This window comes from Arthrobacter sp. ZGTC131 (assembly GCF_002929275.1).
Classification (GTDB): Bacteria; Actinomycetota; Actinomycetes; order Actinomycetales; family Micrococcaceae; genus Arthrobacter.
Map to the genome: position 1 here is coordinate 1 of NZ_PJIK01000030.1, position 21,113 is coordinate 21,113.

The 21,113-nt window shown below is 59.6% G+C and carries 16 protein-coding genes; 6 read left to right on the forward strand and 10 right to left on the reverse strand.

Translation table 11 applies throughout. The features are described from left to right. Nucleotides 1-295: 295 nt before the first annotated feature. Nucleotides 296-1,711, reverse strand: coding sequence for an MFS transporter (locus tag CXQ90_RS21210; protein ID WP_104141320.1), 1,416 nt, complete (start codon nucleotides 1,709-1,711; stop codon nucleotides 296-298). A 381-nt stretch (nucleotides 1,712-2,092) separates the two neighbouring features. On the opposite strand from CXQ90_RS21210, the gene CXQ90_RS21215 reads away from it, so the two are divergent. Next, on the forward strand, nucleotides 2,093-3,310 hold the full coding sequence (locus tag CXQ90_RS21215; protein ID WP_104141321.1) for an NAD(P)/FAD-dependent oxidoreductase: 1,218 nt from the start codon (nucleotides 2,093-2,095) through the stop codon (nucleotides 3,308-3,310). A gap of 1,178 nt (nucleotides 3,311-4,488) precedes the next feature. Continuing rightward, nucleotides 4,489-5,244, forward strand: a complete 756-nt coding sequence (locus tag CXQ90_RS21230; protein ID WP_104141323.1) for an IclR family transcriptional regulator — start codon at nucleotides 4,489-4,491, stop codon at nucleotides 5,242-5,244. Between the two features lie 1,007 nt (nucleotides 5,245-6,251). Here the strand turns inward: CXQ90_RS21230 and CXQ90_RS21235 are convergent. From CXQ90_RS21235 to CXQ90_RS21260, 7 genes are all read right to left on the reverse strand, one after another. Next, on the reverse strand, nucleotides 6,252-6,683 hold the full coding sequence (locus tag CXQ90_RS21235) for a hypothetical protein (RefSeq protein WP_104141324.1): 432 nt from the start codon (nucleotides 6,681-6,683) through the stop codon (nucleotides 6,252-6,254). Further along, nucleotides 6,683-6,904, reverse strand: coding sequence for a hypothetical protein (locus tag CXQ90_RS22230; RefSeq protein WP_146068951.1), 222 nt, complete (start codon nucleotides 6,902-6,904; stop codon nucleotides 6,683-6,685). Before CXQ90_RS22230 ends, CXQ90_RS21235 begins: the two co-directional genes overlap by 1 nt. Before the next feature lie 1,089 nt (nucleotides 6,905-7,993). Continuing rightward, on the reverse strand, nucleotides 7,994-8,200 hold the full coding sequence (locus tag CXQ90_RS21245) for a ferredoxin (RefSeq protein ID WP_104141326.1): 207 nt from the start codon (nucleotides 8,198-8,200) through the stop codon (nucleotides 7,994-7,996). 69 nt (nucleotides 8,201-8,269) lie between these two features. Next, on the reverse strand, nucleotides 8,270-8,431 hold the full coding sequence (locus tag CXQ90_RS22560; protein WP_181038668.1) for a hypothetical protein: 162 nt from the start codon (nucleotides 8,429-8,431) through the stop codon (nucleotides 8,270-8,272). 96 nt (nucleotides 8,432-8,527) lie between these two features. Then, nucleotides 8,528-8,866: a Rieske 2Fe-2S domain-containing protein gene (locus CXQ90_RS21250; RefSeq protein WP_219816741.1), complete on the reverse strand. Its 339-nt coding sequence runs from the start codon at nucleotides 8,864-8,866 to the stop codon at nucleotides 8,528-8,530. Nucleotides 8,867-8,907: 41 nt separating this feature from the next. Then, nucleotides 8,908-10,008 (reverse strand): amidohydrolase family protein, encoded by a 1,101-nt coding sequence (locus CXQ90_RS21255; protein WP_104141328.1) that lies wholly within the window; start codon nucleotides 10,006-10,008, stop codon nucleotides 8,908-8,910. 754 nt (nucleotides 10,009-10,762) lie between these two features. Continuing rightward, on the reverse strand, nucleotides 10,763-11,836 hold the full coding sequence (locus CXQ90_RS21260) for a YeiH family protein (RefSeq protein WP_104141335.1): 1,074 nt from the start codon (nucleotides 11,834-11,836) through the stop codon (nucleotides 10,763-10,765). A 71-nt stretch (nucleotides 11,837-11,907) separates the two neighbouring features. Here CXQ90_RS21260 and CXQ90_RS21265 point away from each other — a divergent pair, with 71 nt between their 5' ends. After that, complete coding sequence (locus CXQ90_RS21265) at nucleotides 11,908-12,837, forward strand: LysR substrate-binding domain-containing protein (RefSeq protein ID WP_104141329.1); 930 nt, start codon at nucleotides 11,908-11,910, stop codon at nucleotides 12,835-12,837. A gap of 228 nt (nucleotides 12,838-13,065) precedes the next feature. Here the strand turns inward: CXQ90_RS21265 and CXQ90_RS21275 are convergent, their stop codons facing one another. Further along, nucleotides 13,066-13,989 carry a LysR family transcriptional regulator gene (locus tag CXQ90_RS21275; protein ID WP_104141330.1) on the reverse strand — a complete coding sequence of 308 codons (924 nt, stop codon included), beginning with the start codon at nucleotides 13,987-13,989 and terminating at the stop codon, nucleotides 13,066-13,068. A 226-nt stretch (nucleotides 13,990-14,215) separates the two neighbouring features. Here CXQ90_RS21275 and CXQ90_RS23115 point away from each other — a divergent pair, with 226 nt between their 5' ends. Further along, nucleotides 14,216-14,551, forward strand: a complete 336-nt coding sequence (locus CXQ90_RS23115) for a YgjV family protein (RefSeq protein WP_104141331.1) — start codon at nucleotides 14,216-14,218, stop codon at nucleotides 14,549-14,551. A gap of 423 nt (nucleotides 14,552-14,974) precedes the next feature. Here the strand turns inward: CXQ90_RS23115 and CXQ90_RS21285 are convergent, their stop codons facing one another. Beyond that, nucleotides 14,975-15,811 (reverse strand): IclR family transcriptional regulator, encoded by an 837-nt coding sequence (locus CXQ90_RS21285; protein WP_104141332.1) that lies wholly within the window; start codon nucleotides 15,809-15,811, stop codon nucleotides 14,975-14,977. Between the two features lie 499 nt (nucleotides 15,812-16,310). On the opposite strand from CXQ90_RS21285, the gene CXQ90_RS21290 reads away from it, so the two are divergent. Both CXQ90_RS21290 and CXQ90_RS21295 read left to right on the forward strand, forming a co-directional pair. Next, nucleotides 16,311-18,377, forward strand: a complete 2,067-nt coding sequence (locus CXQ90_RS21290; RefSeq protein ID WP_104141333.1) for a BCCT family transporter — start codon at nucleotides 16,311-16,313, stop codon at nucleotides 18,375-18,377. Nucleotides 18,378-18,557: 180 nt separating this feature from the next. Next, a complete protein-coding gene (locus tag CXQ90_RS21295) occupies nucleotides 18,558-20,912 on the forward strand; it encodes an arylsulfatase (protein WP_104141334.1) in 2,355 nt (784 codons plus the stop codon). Nucleotides 20,913-21,113 lie beyond the last annotated feature (201 nt).

A 21,113-nucleotide genomic window follows, 5' to 3' on the forward strand; every position in this document is an offset into this window, starting at 1 on the left:
ATGTGGTGGCTTCTCGCCGAGATACGTTCCAGACAACTCGAGGGTCCTTCCTATCAAATAAGGCTTCAGTTCTCAATCGGCCGGCCCGTAGCCGCGTGGACCAAGGCCAGCTTGGAGACGATACTTGCGCCTGCAGGGCCCGAACGATGTGATCGTCGGGGCCCTGCAGAAACCGATAGTTTCAGGGTGTATAACCTCCGATGCCACCACAGGATGCACTGGTTCGAGGAGGCGGATATTTCGACTTTTTCTGTTCCGGTCGATCTTCGCCTTTCAGTTCACCACCCCTTTCAGTTCACCTGACATCAATATCGACCATTTCGTCCTCTGCCCCCGGAACCGGATTGTGGTTTGATCTTGGTGTATGTGGGTTCTGTTTACTCTGTCCTATCTCCTCAAGGGAGCGGTTGCGAGTCTCTTCAGCCCAAGCAACACAGGCCAGGAAGCCAAGCAAGGTGATACCAGCCCCGATGAACATGGTGGTAGAGACACCCAGAGAGATCAGACCAATTGGAACCAAGAAAGTGCCTATCGCGGCCCCGGCGCGAGTCACTGCGATGGCCACGCCGACAGCGGCGGCGCGAAGGTGGGTGGGGAAGAGCTCATTCGGATATCCCCACTCCAAAATGCCGGGACCACCGGAAAATAGCGCGTAAAGGCAGAAGAAGCTGAGGATGAGGGGGGCAGGGGCATGCGACCATACGCCAAGGGCGAGAAGAGGAAGCACCATGAGCCCAAAGGACCAGATGATGGTTTTGCGCCGTCCCACCCTTTCCAGAAGCCACATCGCCGGCAGACACCCGAGGGCGAAGACCAAGTTGATGAGCGCCGTGCCTAAGTTGGCCGCATTACCCGTGCCCATGCCCATCGCGCCCAACAATTGAGGTCCAAAGGTGAGCAACGCAAATAGCGGGATAATCGCGCAGGTGAAGAAAACGACGACAAACACCATACGCCGCAGATAAATGCCGCGGAACAGTTGGCCGATGCTCTCTCGCATGCTGCTCTGGCGCTCCGGCTCGAGGACACTCAATTCTTTAGTGGTGACCGTCGCGTCAAGGGTTTGCTTGATGACGCGACATGCTTCCTCGGAGCGCCCGACACTGACGAGCCACCTTGGAGATTCCGGAGTGCCGATTCGGAGCAAGAAGATAACAACCGCCAGAATGGCGGAACTGGCAATCATCCAGCGCCAGCCGCCATCACCCAGCACTTCGTTAATGGCGAAACCGACGAGATAAGCCAAAGAGGTCCCCAAATACCAGACGATGATTAGTGCGCTGAACAGCAGAGCGCGACGCTTTCGCGGTAGCCATTCGGTGAGTAGTGAGGTTGCGATCGGGTAATCGGCCGCTATTGCCGCCCCCAGAATAAAGCGCAGTATGATGAGTTGCCAGGCGGACGTAGCAAACACGGAGAGCACCGAGCACACGATCAGTGCTAGCAAATCGAGTGTATACATCGGCTTACGACCGATTTTATCGGTGAGCGGGCCGAAGATCATGCCGCCGAAGAACATCCCGACAAGCGCCGCGACGCCGATCAAAGCGACCGTCCCCGTATCCAAATTCATTTCGCTGCCCATCCCAGGGAGTGCGATTCCCACGATAGCGAGCAAATAGCCATCGAGTAGTGGGCCGCCCGAACACGAGACGATCAGTTTGCGATGGAAGCCGCGGACAGGAGCGTCGTCAACAACAGTGAAGCTCATGAGATTCCCTACAATCAGTTAGTCAAGCACGAGTTGTTTGAGAGCTAGTGAATAACGGAAGGGCCTATTGCTGCCCGCGGGTTGAAGAACTATCCCAGCCGCGGCCCTGCGCGAATATTTGACGGGAGCCCTGGGTTCAGAATGTTCGCCGAGGTCTGGCACAGGTCGCTGCGTTGCACTACGGTCGACACCGTTCACTTTGGGCAACAGTGTGACAATAGCCATGCTCAAATGTCAAGGGATGCATTGAAACTTTTTGGAGCCTTGACACATTCTTATTAATGAGCGCAGGCTGTTGCATAAAGTGAACAGAGTTGCACTATCTGAGATTCGAGATTACTCGTGCACCTCTTAAAACCAACTCAGTTGGGAGAGGCAAGGATGAATTCCATAGCGATTATCGGTGCGTCATTAGCCGGCCTGTCCGCCGCGCGTGCGCTGCGAACCCAAGGATACTCCGGCCGGTTGGTCATCATCGGAGACGAAGACCATCGACCGTACGACCGTCCGCCACTATCCAAGGATTTCTTAGCTGGTCGTATCAACACCGCGGATCTTTTGCTGGAAACGGCCGACGATGATCTTCAGGCAGAGTGGCGGCTGGGTGTGCCCGCCGAACAGTTGGATCCGCAACGCAGGGTCATCAGACTCAGGAACGGCACTGAAGTGCCGTTTGATGGTGTGGTCCTGGCCACCGGAGCCAGTGCCCGCATGCTCCCCGAGTTGGCAGGTAAACGGAATGTGCATACCTTGCGCAGCCTGGACGATGCGCAGAAGCTTCGGGCACAACTGCTGCCCGGCGCAAGCTTGGTGGTGATCGGTGCCGGATTCATCGGCGCGGAGGTGGCCTCAACCGCCAAGGAACTCGGCGTGCACGTCACAATCCTCGAAATGGCCGAAGTACCCCTGCTCGGGCCGCTGGGGGCGCAAATGGGAGCGGTGCTGGGCGACTTGCACGGTCTTCACGGCGTCGATTTGGTCTGCGGCGTGCGAGTCGAGACATTCCATGTGACCGGAGACACGGTCACCGGTGTCAAGCTTGATGACGGTCGTGAACTGAAAGCCGACGTCGTCGTCGTCGGCATCGGCGCAGTGCCCAATATCGGCTGGCTGGCCGGGACGGGCCTGGAACTGGGCAACGGCGTCATTTGCGACTCAATGGGCAGAACATCGATTCCCGGTGTCGTCGCCGTAGGCGACTGCGCCGCCTGGTTCGATCACCGATCAGGGGCGCCCGAACGTGTCGAACACTGGACCGGCGCACTTGAGCGGCCGGCACGTGCGGCGGTGGCGCTACTCAACACGATGTCAGACAGCGACTCGCCGTCTGATGACAGCAGTTCCGAGTTGCTGGACATGCCCTATTTCTGGTCCGAACAATACGGGTTGCGACTGCAGTTCATAGGCACCGCCCGCGGTGCAGATAGAATCCAGATCGAAGCCGGAGACCCAAAAGACCACAGCTTCCTGGCGGTATATTACCGCGACGATACACCGGTGGGCGCCCTGGGTCTGAATCAACCGCGCCTTTTCACGAGATGGCGCAAATCCCTCAACAAGGGAACTGTTCTCTCACCGCAGTCTGTTTCCTTAGCTTAACGTTTCGCCCATTCCGCCAATTCAGGACAGAACCGTCCACCACTGGAATCCCCGTAAGTACCGACGCCTGTCCGAAAGCCAGGTTTCTACGTCTAGTAACGACTACGCCACGTAATCCTCGGTTTTAGGAGCTGAGGGCGCCGACTTCTTCGGTGGTCGTTCGGGCTCGATGGGCGCGGGCAAGAATGTCAAGGTTCGAGGTAGCGACGTTCTTCCTAAACCGGTTCAACAGCCCGTCCGGGTCGCCGAGTTCGATCCCTTGCTCCTGGACTAGCTGGGCAAGAGCCGTTTTGCGATAACGTGTCGGCGACTTCACACAAGGTTTCCTCAGCAGGCATCGTGCTGCAAACCCGCACATAGTCTCCGTGCCTGCCACTTTGAGTCAGGCGGAGTAGCCCATTCGGGCGCTTATACACTGCCCTGCCTGCTTAAGGTGCTCGATCAGATGAGGTGTTTCTTCAGGTTTGGAGCGGAATGAGGGACCGGAAATGCTGCCTGTGTGGTGATGGAGCGGTACGGCATTACCGTTTAAGCCAATTTCGAATTCTTCGTTTTCTTCAAGGACGGGATTCCCTAACCTGGCTTAGTCTGCCGGTATCGGATTGGCGAGCTGGAGGACTGTGAACCCAAACTGATACTTGCCGCGCTCCCCGGGCGACTTCGATTACTCCGGCATCACCGGGTTCGGTCCAGGATTTCCAGAAGTGTGATCGCACGATCTACAGATTGCACGCCGGCTACGGACGCAGCCACTGTTCGTCGGCAGCCCTGGAGATGCTCCGGGCGTTCCATATGGCTAATCCTATGCGGCCGGGAGAGGACATTGGGTGAAGAACGTTCCTAACGTCCGTGGGCAATACACCTAGAATGATGGCTAGTCGGCAGGAGTGCCCTGCAGGTATTTTCGTGCGGGATGAGTCGCATTGTCTCCGTGGCATACGGCTTGATCGCATCTTGTTGCCAGTCGTCGCCCGGAAACGTGTCAAGCAGGACCCAGCAGTTGTGACAGGCCTTTCGCCTGCACGCACGCCCTGGTCGATCTCAACAAGTGCGCGCCGGAGAAGCACTGGACTAGTTACACTGACATTAGAGGTCATGGGGCTGGTTATTAGGTACCAGAAGCACGTCCGCCGGACGCGTGGTCAGCACCAGAATGAGGGCGCGTACGAAAGGAAGGCATGAGGACTCTGGAAACAGTCGATCGCGCGTTGCAGATGCTGCAACTCTTCGATCGTCCCGGGCAGGAGAAAACGGTCAGCGCCCTAGCTGCGGGCGTGGGCATTCACCGCAGCAGTGCCTCCCGGTTCGCAGCCACCTTGGCTGAGCGGGGATTTCTGGAGCGATCGGCGGGCGGTGAGGGGTTTTGTCTCGGCCCTGAAATCGGTAGGCTCGGCATGCTGGCGATTGCCGATCGTGACCTAACCAAGGACGCCCAACCAATCATGCGGCGGTTAGCTGAACAGACCGGTGAAACGGTGGTGCTATCGGTGCTCGATGGTGATGAAGCGCTAGATATTGCACAAGCTGATGGTACTTACCTGATCGGCACCCGCAAGTGGATAGGACGCCGGTCACCCCTATACGCGTCGTCGGCCGGCAAGGTTTTCCTGGCCTTCACCGATATCGACATCTTGGAATTGAGCTTGGAGCCGCGCTCCGGGCGGGCGATCGCCAGCCAGGATCAGTTGCAGGTGGAGATCGAGCAGGTCCGTGATTCTGGATGGGCGGCCGCGCGCGGGGAATTGGAGGAGGGTCTGTATGGTGTGGCCGCTCAGGTGCGTGGCGATAGAGGGCAATGCATTGCCGCATTGAGCGTGTCCGGCCCTGAATACCGGGTCCCGGACACGCGCCTTTCGGAGTTAGCCGTACTGGTGGTTGCGGCGGCTGATGAGATCAGCGCGCGGCTGGGGGGCGTCGTATCCAGCGACCCGTAAAGAGCGGTGGGCACGATGCGTCAGAGTATGCCTTCACGAGGCGCTTCGAAACTACTTATCTATCGTTAGCCGGTGATGGTGACTGTCGTTGCTGGTTGCCCGGACAGCGCGTGCCGGCGAAGTTGGAATAGCAACTTCATTTGGTTGGTATTCGTACTTGATTTAGCCCCACCTGGTAGTGCGATGTTCGTGTTTGCTAGCCTTTCTGCTGTTGATGATGTGACCTCGGAACGTCAGGCCGTCCACGATGGCTGCAGCCAGGGGATGATCGGTCAAGATCTGGCCCAACTCACCAAAGTTCGCACACGGGCGCAGATGATGTAGCGCCCGCATCGGCCCCTGCTTCCCGGCTGCGTGCCCAAGCCGAGGTTCGTGGGGGCAATATGCACCCAGGCTAGGGAACCATTGATTCTAATCCGGCTCTTCGGATTTAGACATGGTTGGCCCGGTTTGATCGGTAACATCGATGGCCATCGGCTGCCAGTAGGCATCTGAGTCTGTGGTTGGTGAGTTGAGGAAGCCGCGGGCGATTCTGCGGGCGGTTCAATGAGGCCATTGATCGCTTCGGTAGACCCGTCGGAAGCGGCCGTTGGGGTCGAGGCCAGGATTGCTGGCTTCCATTGTTTGAGTGTCCGGTCGAGCCGGGGGACTTCCGGGATCGGGCAGGTCGGGAACGATGAGATCACCTCGTTCACGGGTTCCCGTCCGCGTCGCGCATGTGGTCCAGGATCCTAGTGAGCATGCCGGTGTCACGACGCAAGAAGCGCATCCGCTGGGCGCCAGCCTGGGCAGGAAGCAGCATTGGGCATGTATCAGCTCTCTTTGTATCTGGACCCTGGCCGCTAACCATTCAGAGATGCCCTGCCGTTTCCTCCCGCACCACATTGCAGCGGCAACAGGCCGCGCTCCTGCCTCCGGCCTCAGACGGCCCTAACCCGGTTCAAAGGTCAGCGGGAGGGGGGTTTGACCCAAGGGAAGATCGGCGTGGGGGACGCTTCGGAGGATGACTAGTCGCCGGCGCTGAAGTCAGTGGTAAGAGCCCTGTCATCCTCAATGTGATCGGCTTCCCGGTGAACGCTGCCGCAGGCTCCGGACTCCTCCGGCCGCCAGACCGTGTGCACGCCAATATCGAGCAACTTCCGCTCACCGACGTCCGTGATAACCCAGACAAATCCGTGTTCGGAAAAAGGCACGTCAACCCACCCGTGCCCCAATGCCCCGGTTTCGTGGTCTCTCACAGCGATGCGGTCGCCGCGGGCCAGGGAGAGGAAGATTTTGATTTCGCATTCCGTCAAAGACTCTTTCAACCCGTTTTTCCTCGGCCCTGAGTGGAGAACCGCCGTGCGCAGCGAGCAGCCAGCCTGGCGGGCAGCGGGGCAGACCAAACTAAACACGTTGCCCCCCGGCGAGCCGGAGACTTCCCTCTGACGCTCGCTCATCACCGCTCGTTCCCCCACCTTTCGAGTGTTAGGCCCGGGGGAACATCGCTGTTCAAACGCGCTTCATAGCGGCCCGGCGCCAGCCGCGTCACCGAGACGCCGACCTGTTCAGCCATCGCCGCCGGCTTCAGCATATCCACCGCCTCATCCAGGGCGGTATCCAGTTCCATCCGGTTGTCTACGGCTACGACTAGACAATCAGGTGCTGCGTGCATGGTCATGAATCCTTACTCTCGGGGGAATGATGTGTACTGTGCACAGGCCAGGTCGCCTTGGCATCGAGGTCGGGCCGGCAGTCCGCCGGCATGGTCTACAGGAGCCTTGATCGACGCGGAGGGTTGGCCGGCGGAACCTAGGGAACCAGACGTCCTGCAGAAAAAGGGGGCGGACTCTTGATTGCCGCAGAACGGCGGCGGTTGGCTTCCGACAGCCCAATAATGGAGGCTTCAACGTCTGCCAAGATTGTGGATCCACCGAGGGCAGCCAGGTCGTCGTAGCCTTGGGCCGGGTAAATCGATGACGCCTCCAGGAGCGCAGTCCGGCTGCTGATCCTGCCGGAAAGTTCGAGAATCAACCGGAATCCCTGCCAAGGATTCGTCCCGGGACAGGTGCGCGAAAGCTTCCTTTCCAGCGCCACGGTGGGTGGCAGTGACTGTGCGGGGCCAGTCGGACGAGGTGTTGTCCGCGATCGGTCCTTCGGATTGTTCAGGGTGATGTCTTCTGAAAGTGCTCATGGTACGCCGGAAGGGGAGTTCCGGCGGGTTCGTCCCGCCGTAGATCGTCCGCGCCGCAGGCGCCACCGTCCGCCACCGGTATGCCCCTGCGGCACGGACGATCTACGGCTCTTCAAGCCCGGGCGCACCGCCCCCGGAACAATGCAGCCAAATACGAAACAGCGGCTTCCAAGCCACATTCTCCACGCCCCCGGTGGCCCGGTCTTCGGCCTCAACAACACCGACCGCCGGTGCCTCTGCCGGGCTCGTGGGAGTTGCGCGGTTCTGGGCCAACAGGGCACGAAACTCCGCAACTTCGCTCCGCGGTGCCTCGATGACCTGTGACCATCAGGCCTGAGGGAGCCCACGCATGCGCCAGGGGTGGCTGGACCTTGGCCGGGCACCGTTAGCTCCTACCGAATCTCGGCAGATCCTAGAAGCCGGTGATCTCAATCAATCGCCTGACCATGGACTGCCGCCGGGGAGTTACAGCTAGTTTCCTCATAGGGCGGACGGCGGTGACATTGAATCGCCAGCAACACCACCTATGTAATCAATGACGGCAGCGATCAAAAGCTGAGTAACTACGGCGTTTGCCTACTCTATGTAGATTGCTCCGGTAGGGCAGGATCGTTCAGCTAAGCTGACGCGTTCGAATTCTGCCGCGGAGAGATCACCGACATCGGCGATTTGACGATCTTTGTCGAACACAAAAGCGCCCGGTGCCATGCGGACGCAATTGCCTGCTCCGATACAAATTGACTGGTCGAGTATGACGTGAATTGCTTGCTCAGGACTGCTCATGCTGTTATCTCCTGTCGTGATTCCGGTTTCTTGCTTTTTGCAATGAATCTCGGGCCGCGCGCTTAGGAGCTAGCGGCCTTTTGGATAGCGAATAAGTAGCCGCTTGGACAGCAGGGTTTTATTTCTATGCGGCCATCGATAAAGCGTCAGGTCCGCTGTGCCCTGATCCATATTGTGATGACTATAAGAAGGGCCGCCGGGTGCGGTGCCGAACACCATGGTTGAGACCATGTAGCCGCCTTGGCCGGATCGAATGCCAGCGAAGGCGGCTACCCAGGAGGGACAACCACAGCGCGTATCAGCACCTCGGCAATTTCTCATGAAGGGTCAGGTTTCGATGATGACGACTCCGTCCTCGACCGTGATGGGATAGGTCCGCGCGTGGAAGGCTCTATCAGCCAGTGCCTGGCCATTGGTGATGTCGAATTCCCAACCATGCCAGGCGCAGCGCACAATGTGACCGTCCCGACCGTAGGCGAAATCGCGGGAGTCCGTGGGCAGTGTGGTCCCACAGATCGGCCCCTCAGCGAGTGCGCCGCCCTTATGTGGGCAGCCGTTGTGCAGGGCGTAGAACCTGCCTTCAACATTGAAGACGCCGATACTCCGTCCGTCGACGTTAACGATCCGACGCTCGCCCGGTGTTATCTCGGAAGCGTCACATACCACGTGGCGTCGAGTTTTTTTCGTGGCTACTGTGCTGTTCGTCGTCATCGAGTCAGCGCCCCGTCGGTCATCTGCTTGAGCTGTCGCTGCGGCAACTTATAGAGGGCTCTAGCGTTCTCGGAGAGAACGCGTTCCCTCCACTCCTGAGGAATTCGCAAGAAGTCGGGGTCATCGAAGTCCCAATGCGGGTAGTCCGACGCGAACATGAGCATGTCCTCCGCACCGATATCGGCAAGCGCTGGCCACAATGCCGACGGATTGTGGGGTTGCTCCAACGGCTGGGTGGTGATTCGCACATGATCCCGTGCATACTCGCTGGGCAGCCGCTTGAGCCACGGGGTCTCCTTGCGCAGAGCTCTGTAATCCTCGTCCAGTCGCCACAGGATGGGCGGTACCCATGCCACCCCGCATTCGATCATCACTAGCCGCGCGTTGGGCCACTTTTCAAATACGCCGTGAGCGATGGTGCTGGCCAAGTGAGCCATGCCGGTCTCAGCCAGCAATGCGTGGGTCTCCCAGAAGAAGGTCGTGGGGCCGCAGCCGATGGGGGTTGAATTTAGGCCGCCCTGACCCCCCAAGTGCAGCGCGAACGGGAGATCGAACTCTGCGCATGCCTCCCAGATCGGGTGAAAGAAGGGATCACCGTAAGGGCGTTGGGAACCACTGGAGACCAATACCTGGACGATGTCAGGGTGAGCACCGAGGCGGCGGATCTCGGCCGCGGCCAGCTCGGGATTCTGTGGCGCGACCACCAGAGACCCCTTGAACCGCTTGTCCCGCGGTAACCATTCAGCGATCATCCAGTCGTTGTAAGCGCTCGCCAGTGCCTGCGCATAGTAAGGATTGGCGAGCGTGGAGACTTCAATCGCCTCGTCGCCGCCGAGGATGACGTACTCCATGTCATAGCGGTCAAGTAGTTGCTCCCGCATGAGCTCGTAATCCGAACCCGGATGGCCTCCGTTGGGGGGGATCGCGTCATAGCGCATGAAGCCTTCCGGATGCAACCAGGGCCTGTGACCATGCGGGAATGCTCCCTTCGGACCCGGCAACTCACCGCGTTCCATGTACTCACGAAATGTCGGCGGCAGATAGGGCAACAGCACTTCCGCCGTTGTCCAACTGTTGTGAACATCGCAATCAATCAAGGGTCAACTCCCATTCGCCTGTCGCCTTTAAGGCGACTTGTCTCCGAAATGACACCGTAAACGTATATGAGATAAATCACGCGGTCAAGCAACTTGGACTGCTATTGCGTCGAGCCCCGCATGAGCCGTGAGGGTTCATTTCGAATGGATGCAGTGATCTTTGCCGCTGTTCCGGTCGCAGCGGATCGTGAAGCCGTCGGCTGCACTCCCCGGGGTGTCAAGATATCCGCTTTGATCCATTGGTGGATGATCTGATTTTGCGCGGATGGACGGTTTGGCTTTTGGTCCTTGTTCGGCTCTGATCTGCAGCGTCGGGCGGCTGCCGTAGCGCGGGTCTCCCTTGCGCCCCCCAGTGCCTTAGAGTGTCCCGCTGGGCCCTGCGGCGGACCTCATCGACTATGGCTGAGCGGAGCCTGACAACGTGGAACGCGTAAAGGATTAATGCTGGCTTGGAACAGTTCGTCGCGGAACATGTTGCGTGCCGACGAACAGTTCCAAGGCGTCGGTCCTGATCCCGGAGGCTGAGCTCCGGGCCACGGGTTTTGACCCGGTCCGCGTAGGCCTTCCCGGACGGAGGCCCAGCAGCCGGGCATGCACCATTGGGGGTGGGCGTCGCGTGTGTAGGCGGTGCTGGGCGGTAGAGGGATGCCGCGGGAAGACCAGCGGCATGACACCAATTCGTTGTGATCTTCGGCTATATACAGTCTCAGGCCCGCGTACGAATGGCCCAGTGGCGGACTTATTTCGAATCGATTCAGGCTGGAGGGAAGATGAGCGTTCCTGTCAGGGAAATAACGAGGATGACCAGTGTCGAGAGAAGACCCAGTAGGACCGGTCGTCCTCCCACGCGCAGCAGGCCCCTCAAATGGACTCCCAGTCCAAGGGCGAACATAGCTGCTGACAGCAGTAGAGTCTGAAGAACCTGTGCCAAACCCAGAACGTTGGAGGGCAGGGCGTCCGAGGTGCGCAGAAGCATCGCTGCCACAAACCCGAGGATAAACAGAGGGACGACCGGCGGCAATTTGCCACCGCTCCTCGGCTCACTACGGCGCCTATACAAGACAATGCTCGCCATGATTGGGGCCAGCATGAGGACGCGGGCAAGTTTCACCGTGACGGCGACGGCCAGTGCTGCGCTGCCCACTGCTCCGCCCGCCGCCACAACTTGGGCCACCTCGTGAGTCGACGCGCCGATCCAGAGGCCCAGAGACTTCTCGGGAAGCCCAAGCAGTCCCCCAAAGAAGGGAACGGCGGGAATCATCAGGGTTCCGAACAGCACAACCAGGCCGATTGCGGTTGCCACTTCCTCCTCTTTTGCCTTAGTCGCGTTCTCCGTGGCGGCCACGGCGGCTGCACCGCAAATCGAGAATCCCGAAGCGATCAGCAGGCGCTGCGGCAAGCTAATATCCAGCAGCTTCCCTAGCCAGAGTGTCGCAGTGAAAGTCACAACGACCGACAGCACGACAACAAGCAGAACACCCGGCCCGAGCTCAAGGATCGAGGAAAGCGAGAGCTGGAGGCCCAGCAGGACAATACCGCTACGCAGCAGTTTCTTCGAGGAGAATATAATCCCCGGGGAAAGAAAGCCCGGTATGGGGAGGGCATTCCGCCACAGCGCTCCCAGCAGAACGGCAATCAACAACGGGCTCACGGCCGGCATCAAGTTTTTTGCCAATGCCCAAGCGAGAAGTCCGGCCGCCATACACACGATGCTCCCCGGCAGGAATGGCATAAATTGGCCATTGGGCTGCCTATGCGCTGGAGGAGGGGCGGTGGCGCGATCGGAGGCATGATCGGCAGAAGTTCCCGGTTGGCTCTTATTGCTCATGTCAACAACTTCGCAGGCCACGCTGGCCGGCAGTAGCCCCCTCTTTGCCATGACAGACATATCCTTTTGATATGGATACCGCAGGTAAACCACCAATCGAGAACTGGCTGCAACTCCCGGCATTGCGGCTACTTACCGGAATTGCGGATCACGGCAGCCTCAGCGCAGCGGCTCGCGCCGTCGGCATGGCCCAATCCAACGCAACCCGCAACCTCAAGACCTTGGAACGGCGGTTTGGATACACGCTGATTAACAGGTCCAGCCGCGGATCTTCGCTTACTCAAGAAGGCATACTCACTGTCGAATGGGCCAGGGAAGTCTTTGAGGGCATTGAGAAACTGGCTGCGGGTGCCGCTGCACTAGTGACGCCTGCCGGCGAAGAGCTCTCCGTATGCGCCAGCATGACTATTGCCGAGTACCTTCTTCCCACTTGGCTCGGCGCCTTTCAAATGCAGATGCCTGCTCTACGAACAAGCTTGCGAATTATGAATTCCCAGCAAGTCATCGAAGTGATCCAAACAGGAAGCTCGCCCCTGGGGTTCGTGGAAACCCCGGAGATCCCGGAAGCCATTCAATCCAAGACTGTGTGGACCGACCGTCTCGTCATCGTCACGGCCGTGAACCATCCCTGGGCAGGCCGCTTCCGGCCCCTGACCAAAGCGGAATTGACAGATACACCCTTGATTGAACGTGAGCAGGGATCGGGCACCCGCGCTTTCCTCGACCAGACGATCGGCCATGAACGTTCTAAACCAATCGTCGAATTTAACAGCAACTCCGCCATATGCCAAAGCGCGATTGCAGGTTTGGGGCCAGCCGTTCTAAGCAAACTGGCTGTCGAAAGTGCACTGAAGGCCGGACGGCTCGTAGAGATTCCCTATGAACAAGACCTCAAGCGTGAGCTCAAAGCGATTTGGGAAGGACCGGAAGCCCCCAACGGAGCGGCGGGTCGGTTCCTTGACATCGCTACCGGAAAAGCGGAGCCCCGGTCTTACGGCTAGCAGATGCTGGCTTCAACCCAATGCGTGGCCGGTTAGAACGCCGATTGTTGGATTCACTTCCAGGTTTTGGCAGCTCCCTTGGCTGCAAAATCAGGCGTTTGCTTGCCCGGAACCTCGATGACTTACGTGCCCTAGTCCAAGGCCTCACCCGAAAGGGCGTGCTGGTGGTGTCGTCAAAGAAAGTTTGGCTTTACTGGGAAGGACACAATGGTTTGAAGGTGAGGCCGGTTAGGATGTTGCTCGAGTGTCGAACGCTGCAGCCGATTCCCGTAGGAGGCGTGCAACCGTGTCCATCGGGGTGCTGGTTTGCCGGCGCCGGTCGAACCGCCGCAGAACGATGCGTCGTGTACCCAAACCGGGGACGTCCAAGACATCAACGCCGTCTTGGATGAGTCCGCTCAACGCCAAGGTGGGTACGATTGCAATGCCCTCACCCGCAGCGACGAGTGCGAGAGCGGTCAGGGTGTCCTGGTACTGGTGGACAGTTTCAAGCCGGGCGCCTGTTGACTCACGGAGTCGGCCCAGGACCGAAGCGTTGGCAGCTGATGACTCGACGCCGAGCCATGGAAGCGGCAGACGGGCAAGGTCGATGTTTTCGGTGCTGAGCAGTGCGCCTGGTGGAACCACCAGCTTCCATGGCTCGTCCAGTAGGGGTTCCTCGGTCATTCCGGTGGAAAGTGAATGTTGTTCGGCCGTCGTTGAATCAAGCTCGACCACGACGGCGTCGAGCTGGCGCTGACGCAGCAGCCGCATCAGCGCAGGGAAGTCGTCCTCGACAATTCGGATCTGTAACTGCGGGTACCGGTTGCGCCACTCGGGCAGGCGGGGAATCACCACTGTCCGGATAAAGCTGGTGAAGCCGCCAATCCGCGCGGCCCCTGCAACCTTGGCCCCGCCTTCCATGCGGGCGCGGGCAACACTGAGTGCCCGTTCGATCTCTTCGCCGGCTTCAGCTATCGCGAGGCCGGCGGGTGTTAGAACCGAGCCTTTGGGTGTACGCACAACCAAGGCGTGTCCCGTCTCGTCCTCCAATTTGTTGAGCTGCTGGGACACTGCCGACGCCGTAATCCCCAGCTCATAAGCCGCGGCTAGCACGCCTCCGGTACGAGCAATGGCAAGAAGCACGAGCAGCCGGCGCGGGTCGATATCCATGTTAAGTAGTTCTAAACCATATCTTCAGTCAAATGCAATTGATCTAAAGCTGTCTCGTCCACATAATTGCCCTTGGAGCCAACAGTAGAATCCCGGGGGACGAGCTGTTGTGATGGCTGGTTCAGCAATATTTGATGCAGTTTCCGAGACGCACACCTGTGTAGCCCGCCCTTGACTGCGGTCAGCGGTTGGATAACGCCGCCTTATCTATCTTTGAAAGGACATTATGGAACTGCTGTGGGAAATTGCCGGCTGGGCAGGCGCGGTTGCAATACTCGGTGCGTACCTGGCCGTGTCCATGGGTTGGCTGAAAGCCGGCAGGCGCTTCCAAACCGCAAATCTCCTAGGTGCTTGCGCCTTCATTGTCAATTGTGCATTCCATGAAGCATGGCCGTCCGTGGTCTCGAACGTCGCTTGGTTCCTTATCTCCGCGGTGGCGCTTCTTCGCATGCGCTCCACAGAGGCGCCAGTGGCCGCTACTGAGACCCTGCCGGTGCAATTTCCTGGCGTCCCTGACACAACCGGCCAACTGGCCATTACTGACCCGCCCCGAGCAACCTAAGGACCGTGGCCCGCGGAAAAGTCCTGCCGGGCCGGTGGCATTGAGCATCCTACCCAGAAAAGAAGCTCTGATAACCTCGCGGGGACCTTCTGGTCCTGAATGCCTCGTTAGGCTCCGGATGAGTGGCGGCAGACAGTAGTCGACTGGCCTGCGCACCGTTGACTCCCCGGGCAAGACCGGTTTCAGTAGGCACGGGATTGCCGCCCCGCCCCCGCACAACGGCGTGCGCGCCGCAACTTGGGCGACCATCACGCTGATCCAGCCGGCGACTAGCTATGACACGCTGACATTGCCGGTACCGAACCAACCGTTCAGGGCCTGCGGGGCGTATAGTTGCTCACCGCAAGCAACGGCTGTGGATGAGGACTGGTGGAACAAGTGGGATTTCGCGGCAGGATCTAACAACAGCGCGCGGTTTCCCGTTCAATGATGGACTTGTGCGGGTCCGTATCCCATGTTTTCGCTGATTTTTCGGCCGGCCGCTTTCAGCTCTTCGATCAGTCCGGGCACCTTTTCGGGGTCAAATCTGAATGACGGGCCCGCAATGCTGACGGCGCCAATGACGGTTCCTTCGTGGCCATGGATCGGGACGGCGATGCCGTTAAGTCCGTCTTCGAGTTCTCCATGCACTGTGGCGTATCCGCGGTTCGCCACTGTCAGGAGTTGCTCCTCCAGTTCCTGGCGTGAGGTGATGGTCTGCTTTGTTACCGAGGGCATACCCAAATCCTTCAAGATGCGGCTGCGCTGTGCGGTCGACAGTGATGCTAGGAAGACTTTTCCGCTCGACGTAGCGTGAATGGGGGTCAAGCGGCCCATCCAGTTTTGCGTGGCGGCGAGCGTTGAGGGACCGAAGGCTTCGTCGACGTTCACGACATGATCCGAGCTCATAACGGCCAAGTTGACAGTTTCCCCGAATTTTGCGGCGAGGGCTTCAAGGATAGGGCGTGCTTCCCTTGTTAGGTCCAGCCGCATCGGTATGGCATTGGCCAAGTGAAGGATGCCAAGTCCGAGCTGGTACTTCCCCCGCCCGCTGCTCTGCGCCATACCTTGTGCTTCCAGCGCTCTGAGAAGCCGGGAAATGGTCGACTTGTGCACTCCCATTTCCTCGGCGACTTCCGTGACGCCCGCACTGCCGTTTCGCGCCAGGATCTTCAGAACTGCAATGGCACGATCAACTGATTGAAGGCCGCCCCCCTGAAGCTCGGCAGCGGACTGCTCGCCGTCCGTCGTCGTGTCAACATCGCGCACTGGAAATGCCATGTACTTATACTCTCAGACTCGTTTCCCTTGGATCATGGAACGTCATAAAGGCCGCTTGCGGCTTCGTGTGCGGTTCTGCTCAGCTCAGGGCGTCCTATTGCTCTCGGGGCAGGAAACAGAGAGTCCTCTTCCAACGAAACAAGCGCCCAACTCCCGTAAAACTCTTGACCCTGAACGTGATTCGGGTAACACTAAGAGCACAAGTTGCGGAGAACGCAACGTAGTGCACATAGCGAACTAAAGACCCAAACTGTCCTTTGCAGTGAAGAAGCCACCTCTGCAGGGGACGAAAAAGCCAGACGGGCAGAAGTAAGTGCTCGCCATCATCGTGGACGAACTTCAGCGCCGTGCCATCAAAGAGGGAAGCCATGGCATCTTGGTCACCAAGAACGGCTGGACCGCTCCACCGCTGAGCTGAGCGAAGACGTTGCGTCAGGGGAAATCGTTATGTCTTCACTCTGGCTGAAGTGCAAATCAAACGAACAGAGGTGCATGTTTCATGGCTAAAGACGTATCGTTCACTCACAGAAGGAACAGCGACGAAGCTAAACATACCGGTCGCAAGGACGGCAAGCCGATAGGCAGCCTGGATTACATCCGGCCGCGGTACCCCCATAACATTCACCCGGCGTTAGTGCCGGGTATCAGCGTCGATGAACAGCGTCGGCATTACAGTCTGGACAGGGTCGTACTCACTGCGGCTGGTGCCTTGACCGTGGCTTTCGTCGTCTGGGGCATCATCAGCCCATCCAGCGTTTCCGAGGTGGCAAGCGCGGCATTCTCCTGGACCACCACCAACTTGGGCTGGCTCTTCAACTCCGTCGCCACCGTCGTGCTGGTGGCTCTGCTGTGGTTGGCTGTCAGCCGATACGGGAAGATTCCGCTCGGCAAGGACGGTGAGACCCCGGAATTCTCTACGTTTTCCTGGGTGGCGATGCTCTTCGCCGCCGGTCTCGGCATCGGTGTGTTGTTCTGGGGCCCCGCCGAGCCGCTGACCCACTTCGTGAGCCCGCCGCCGCGGACGGTCGAGGCCAAGTCAGTCGAAGCCATGCATCAGGCGCTGGCTCAAACTTACTACCACTGGGGATTTCATGCGTGGGCGATGTATGCCCTGGTGGGCGGCGCGGTCGCCTATGTGGGATACCGGCGCGGACGCCCGCTGTTGATGTCCTCGATCTTCCGGCACCTCTTCGGACAGAGGCACACTGACGGATTCGCCGGAAAACTAGTGGACATCTTCGCCATCATCGCCACTCTGTTCGGCACGGCTGCAGCTTTGGGGATCGCCGCACTCCAGATCGGCCAGGGTATCACCATCGTCTCGGGTGTCTCTGAACTGACGAATACTGTCCTCGTCGGTATCATCGTCGTGCTGACGATCGCCTTTATCCTCTCCGCCGTTTCCGGCGTCGCCAGAGGCATTCGCTATCTCTCGAATATCAATATCATTCTCACTCTGGGCATCGTTGGAGTGGTGTTCATCTTAGGGCCGACGCTGTTCCTGCTGAACATGCTGCCATCGTCGATCATGGTGTATATCGGATCACTGTTCGATCTGATGGCACGATCTGCTTCCTGGGGAGAGGAAACACTCGAGTTCCAATCCACGTGGACTGTCTATTACTGGGCCTGGTGGATCTCCTGGTCACCGTTCGTCGGCATCTTCATCGCTCGCATCTCTCGCGGCAGGACCATCAGACAATTCATCCTGGGTGTGATCTTCATTCCGTCCGCACTGCTTTTTGTCTCGTACGGAACCATGGGGGCAACTGCAATCTGGATGAATCGTGAGGGGAGTCCTGGCTTCCATGATTCGATGGCTCCTTCCGAAGTGCTGTTCACCTTGGTGGACAATCTTCCCTTCGCGGAATGGCTTCCTCTTGTGATCATGGTGGTGCTGGCGATCTTCTTCATCTCCTCTGCCGACTCCGCCTCAGTGGTCATGGGTATTCTCACCACGCGCGGCAGTCAGGATCCCCCCAAACTCGTGGTGGTTTTCTGGGGCCTGGTCATGTCCGGGATCGCCGTGGTCATGTTGTTGATCGGGAACGCGTCCGCTCTTACAGGGCTGCAATCACTGGTGATTGTCACGGCTGTGCCGTTCGCCTTCGTGATGATCCTGATCATCTTCGCCTGGTTCCGAGAGCTGAGATCAGACCCGTATATTTTGCGCGCTCAGTATGCCCAGATCGCGGTGTCCAATGCCGTATTGGAAGGCGTCCACAAGTATGGAGACGACTTCGGCCTCCAGGTCGTCGAGACCGAGCCAGGGCGCGGGGCCGGTGCCGACACCGATTCGGAGAATAAGGAGTATACGGAGTGGTATCAGCGCACCACTGCAGAGGGCGAGCCGGTGGGTTTTGACTACGAAACCGGCAAATGGGCCGACGGCTGGGACCCTGAGACCGGCGAAATCGGCACCGTGCCCGCGCAGGAGACCGAGGACGCAGAAACGGGTGAAGATGAGAAATCTTTGAATAAGGGCGTCCGTTCTCATGACGATTCCTCGCAGCCGGTGCCCTCGCTCTCGCCAGGCGGTGCCCGGTCAACGACGGCTCGACTGTGAAAGGCCAGCGGTGGACGACCCGAGTGATAAGTAAGTCCAAGGTTTGTATGCCCTTGCCCGCGGTGCGTTAGCGATGTAAGAGGCGCACCCGACACCTAAATTTGAGGGTCATTTCCATGAATCTGAGCCTGCCGGCACCACCGATCAAACCTTAACAGCCTTCGATAGGAGCAAAAACCGATGAATGAAATCCGCGAAATTCTGCCCATCCCGGCAGGGAGAAGCCAGCCGGTGACGGCGGCAATGGGAATCCACCAGCAAGAGGCACCGTTCACGCCTGTTGCCCCGCTTCGGGCCCCGGACGGCGCTCCGAACGTGGTGGTCGTCCTCATCGACGACATGGGCTTTGGTGCCTCGAGTGCCTTCGGTGGTCCCTGCGAGATGCCGACAGCGGAAAAGCTGTCCGAAGAAGGGCTGCGCTACAGCCGCTTCCACGTCACAGCCCTGTGCTCACCCACTCGCCAGGCCTTGATGACGGGCAGGAACCACCACTCGGTGGGCATGGGCGTGACCACCGAAATGAGCACCTCGGCCCCCGGATACACCGGATTCCGCCCGGCCAGCGCAGCCACCATTGCCCAGACCCTGAGCATGAATGGCTACAGCACCGCCGCGTTCGGCAAGTGGCACCAGACCCCGCCCCGGGAAGTCAGCCCCTCGGGGCCGTTTGACCGGTGGCCCGTCGGTGAGGGCTTCGATAAGTTCTATGGATTCATGGGTGCTGAGATGAATCACTGGTACCCGCAGCTCTTCGACGGCACAACCCCAATCGAGCCGGCACGCCGGCCCGAAGAGGGCTACCACCTCTCCGAAGACCTGGTCGACCAGGCCATCAACTGGGTCCAGACGCAGAAGACCCTCACGCCGGAGAAGCCGTTCTTCAGCTACATCGCCTTTGGCGCCACCCACGGCCCCTTCCACGTCGCTCCCGAGTGGAAGGACAAGTACCGCGGCCGCTTCGACCAGGGCTGGGACGCCCAACGCGAAGCGACCCTGGCCCGGCAGAAGGAACTGGGCGTCGTCCCCGAATCCGCCGAGCTGAGCCCGTGGGCTGACGTTGTGCCGCTCTGGGATGAACTTGGCGACACCGAGCACCAGGTAGCCGCCGCGTTTATGGAAACCTATGCCGGGTTCGCCGAACACACAGATATCCAGGTGGGGCGCTTCGTTGATGCCCTGGACGAACTGGGCGAGCTGGACAACACTCTCTTCATCTACATCCTCGGTGACAACGGGGCGTCCGGTGAGGGCGGCATCGAAGGCACGATGCGCGAGCATCTGGTAGGCCACGGCTTCAAAGACAGCACGGAAGCCATGGCCCAGGAACTCGATGCCCTGGGCGACGCGAGCACGTATGCCATCTACCCTGTCGGCTGGGCGCTGGCCATGAACACCCCTTACCAGTGGACCAAGCAGGTCGCTTCGCACCTGGGCGGCACCCGCGACGGCATGATCATGCGCTGGGGCAACGGCATCCGCCAGGGCGGCGGCATACGTCATCAGTACCACCACGTCATCGACATTGCCCCGACCATCTTCGAAGCGGCCGGCATCCCGCACCCGGTGACGGTCAACGGCGTAACACAACAGCCCATTGAGGGCACCAGCATGGTCTACACCTTCAACGCCCCCGAGGCTGAAGACCGCAGGCGCACTCAGTACTTCGAAATGTGCGGGAACCGCAGCATTTACCATGAGGGCTGGACGGCAGTGACCCGCCACGGCACACCTTGGGAAATGGTCCCGGAAGGGCTGCCGGCCTTCGACGAAGACGTGTGGGAGCTCTACGACATCCGGACCGACTGGAGCCAGGCTCACAATCTCGCCGAGAAGTACCCCGAAAAGCTGCGGGAGCTGCAGCAGCTGTTCCTGATCGAGGCCAGCAAGTACAACGTGTTCCCACTCGATGACCGGGTCACGGAGCGGGAAAACCCTGAAGTTGCCGGACGGATCGATCTGCTTGGCGACCGGACATCGGTGACCTACCGGGCGGGCATGGGGCGCTTCACCGAAGAAACGACCCTGAACGTGAAGAACAGGTCCCACAGTGTCACGGCCCGGGTTGATGTCCCGGAGGGCGGTGCCGAAGGTGTCCTGATAGCGCAGGGCGGCCGCTTCGGCGGCTGGTCCCTCTATGTGGCGGACGGGCGCCTGAGCTACGCCCACAACTGCTACGGACGGGACCTTTATATTGTCCGCTCGGACGAGCGCCTGGTGCCGGGAACCCAGGAAGTCACGCTGGAATTCCAGTACGACGGCGGCGGCATCGGCAAGGGCGCGGAAATCCGCCTCTCCGCTGATGGCAAGATCGTCGGCAAGGGCAGGGTAGCCCAAACCACGGCCTACTACTTCTCCTTCGATGAGACGCTCAACATCGGCGTCGACCGCGGCACGCCGGTCACCGACGACTACCTCCCGGTCGACAACGCGTTCACCGGCACGATCCACACGGTGCGCATCGACCTGCACGACGACGGCCACGACCAGCACCTCACGGAAGCAGACCGGCAGCGCATGGCACTGGCCCACCAGTAACCCACCGGCGGGCGGAGAATGCCCCTCCCCCACGGCAGTGCAGGGCCCGGACCTGATTAACCCTCGCCCGGGCCCTGCACCCATCCACCGGTGCCTCTCCCGGGGCAGCGCAACACTGCGCCCTCCCCGGGGAACCGAACTTTTATGTAGAGGAAGGACAACTTAATGTCTGGAATGTATCTCGGCGAGAAGTCACAACAC

What these genes read in the sequence shown, in the direction of transcription:
- CXQ90_RS21210 (WP_104141320.1), bottom strand. Translation starts at nt 1,711, where the DNA reads ATGAGCTTCACTGTTGTTGACGACGCTCCTGTCCGCGGCTTCCATCGC.
- CXQ90_RS21215 (WP_104141321.1), top strand. Translation starts at nt 2,093, where the DNA reads ATGAATTCCATAGCGATTATCGGTGCGTCATTAGCCGGCCTGTCCGCC.
- CXQ90_RS21230 (WP_104141323.1), top strand. Translation starts at nt 4,489, where the DNA reads ATGAGGACTCTGGAAACAGTCGATCGCGCGTTGCAGATGCTGCAACTC.
- CXQ90_RS21235 (WP_104141324.1), bottom strand. Translation starts at nt 6,683, where the DNA reads ATGAGCGAGCGTCAGAGGGAAGTCTCCGGCTCGCCGGGGGGCAACGTG.
- CXQ90_RS22230 (WP_146068951.1), bottom strand. Translation starts at nt 6,904, where the DNA reads ATGACCATGCACGCAGCACCTGATTGTCTAGTCGTAGCCGTAGACAAC.
- CXQ90_RS21245 (WP_104141326.1), bottom strand. Translation starts at nt 8,200, where the DNA reads ATGAGCAGTCCTGAGCAAGCAATTCACGTCATACTCGACCAGTCAATT.
- CXQ90_RS22560 (WP_181038668.1), bottom strand. Translation starts at nt 8,431, where the DNA reads ATGGTCTCAACCATGGTGTTCGGCACCGCACCCGGCGGCCCTTCTTAT.
- CXQ90_RS21260 (WP_104141335.1), bottom strand. Translation starts at nt 11,836, where the DNA reads ATGAGCAATAAGAGCCAACCGGGAACTTCTGCCGATCATGCCTCCGAT.
- CXQ90_RS21265 (WP_104141329.1), top strand. Translation starts at nt 11,908, where the DNA reads ATGGATACCGCAGGTAAACCACCAATCGAGAACTGGCTGCAACTCCCG.
- CXQ90_RS21275 (WP_104141330.1), bottom strand. Translation starts at nt 13,989, where the DNA reads ATGGATATCGACCCGCGCCGGCTGCTCGTGCTTCTTGCCATTGCTCGT.
- CXQ90_RS23115 (WP_104141331.1), top strand. Translation starts at nt 14,216, where the DNA reads ATGGAACTGCTGTGGGAAATTGCCGGCTGGGCAGGCGCGGTTGCAATA.
- CXQ90_RS21285 (WP_104141332.1), bottom strand. Translation starts at nt 15,811, where the DNA reads ATGGCATTTCCAGTGCGCGATGTTGACACGACGACGGACGGCGAGCAG.
- CXQ90_RS21290 (WP_104141333.1), top strand. Translation starts at nt 16,311, where the DNA reads ATGGCTAAAGACGTATCGTTCACTCACAGAAGGAACAGCGACGAAGCT.
- CXQ90_RS21295 (WP_104141334.1), top strand. Translation starts at nt 18,558, where the DNA reads ATGAATGAAATCCGCGAAATTCTGCCCATCCCGGCAGGGAGAAGCCAG.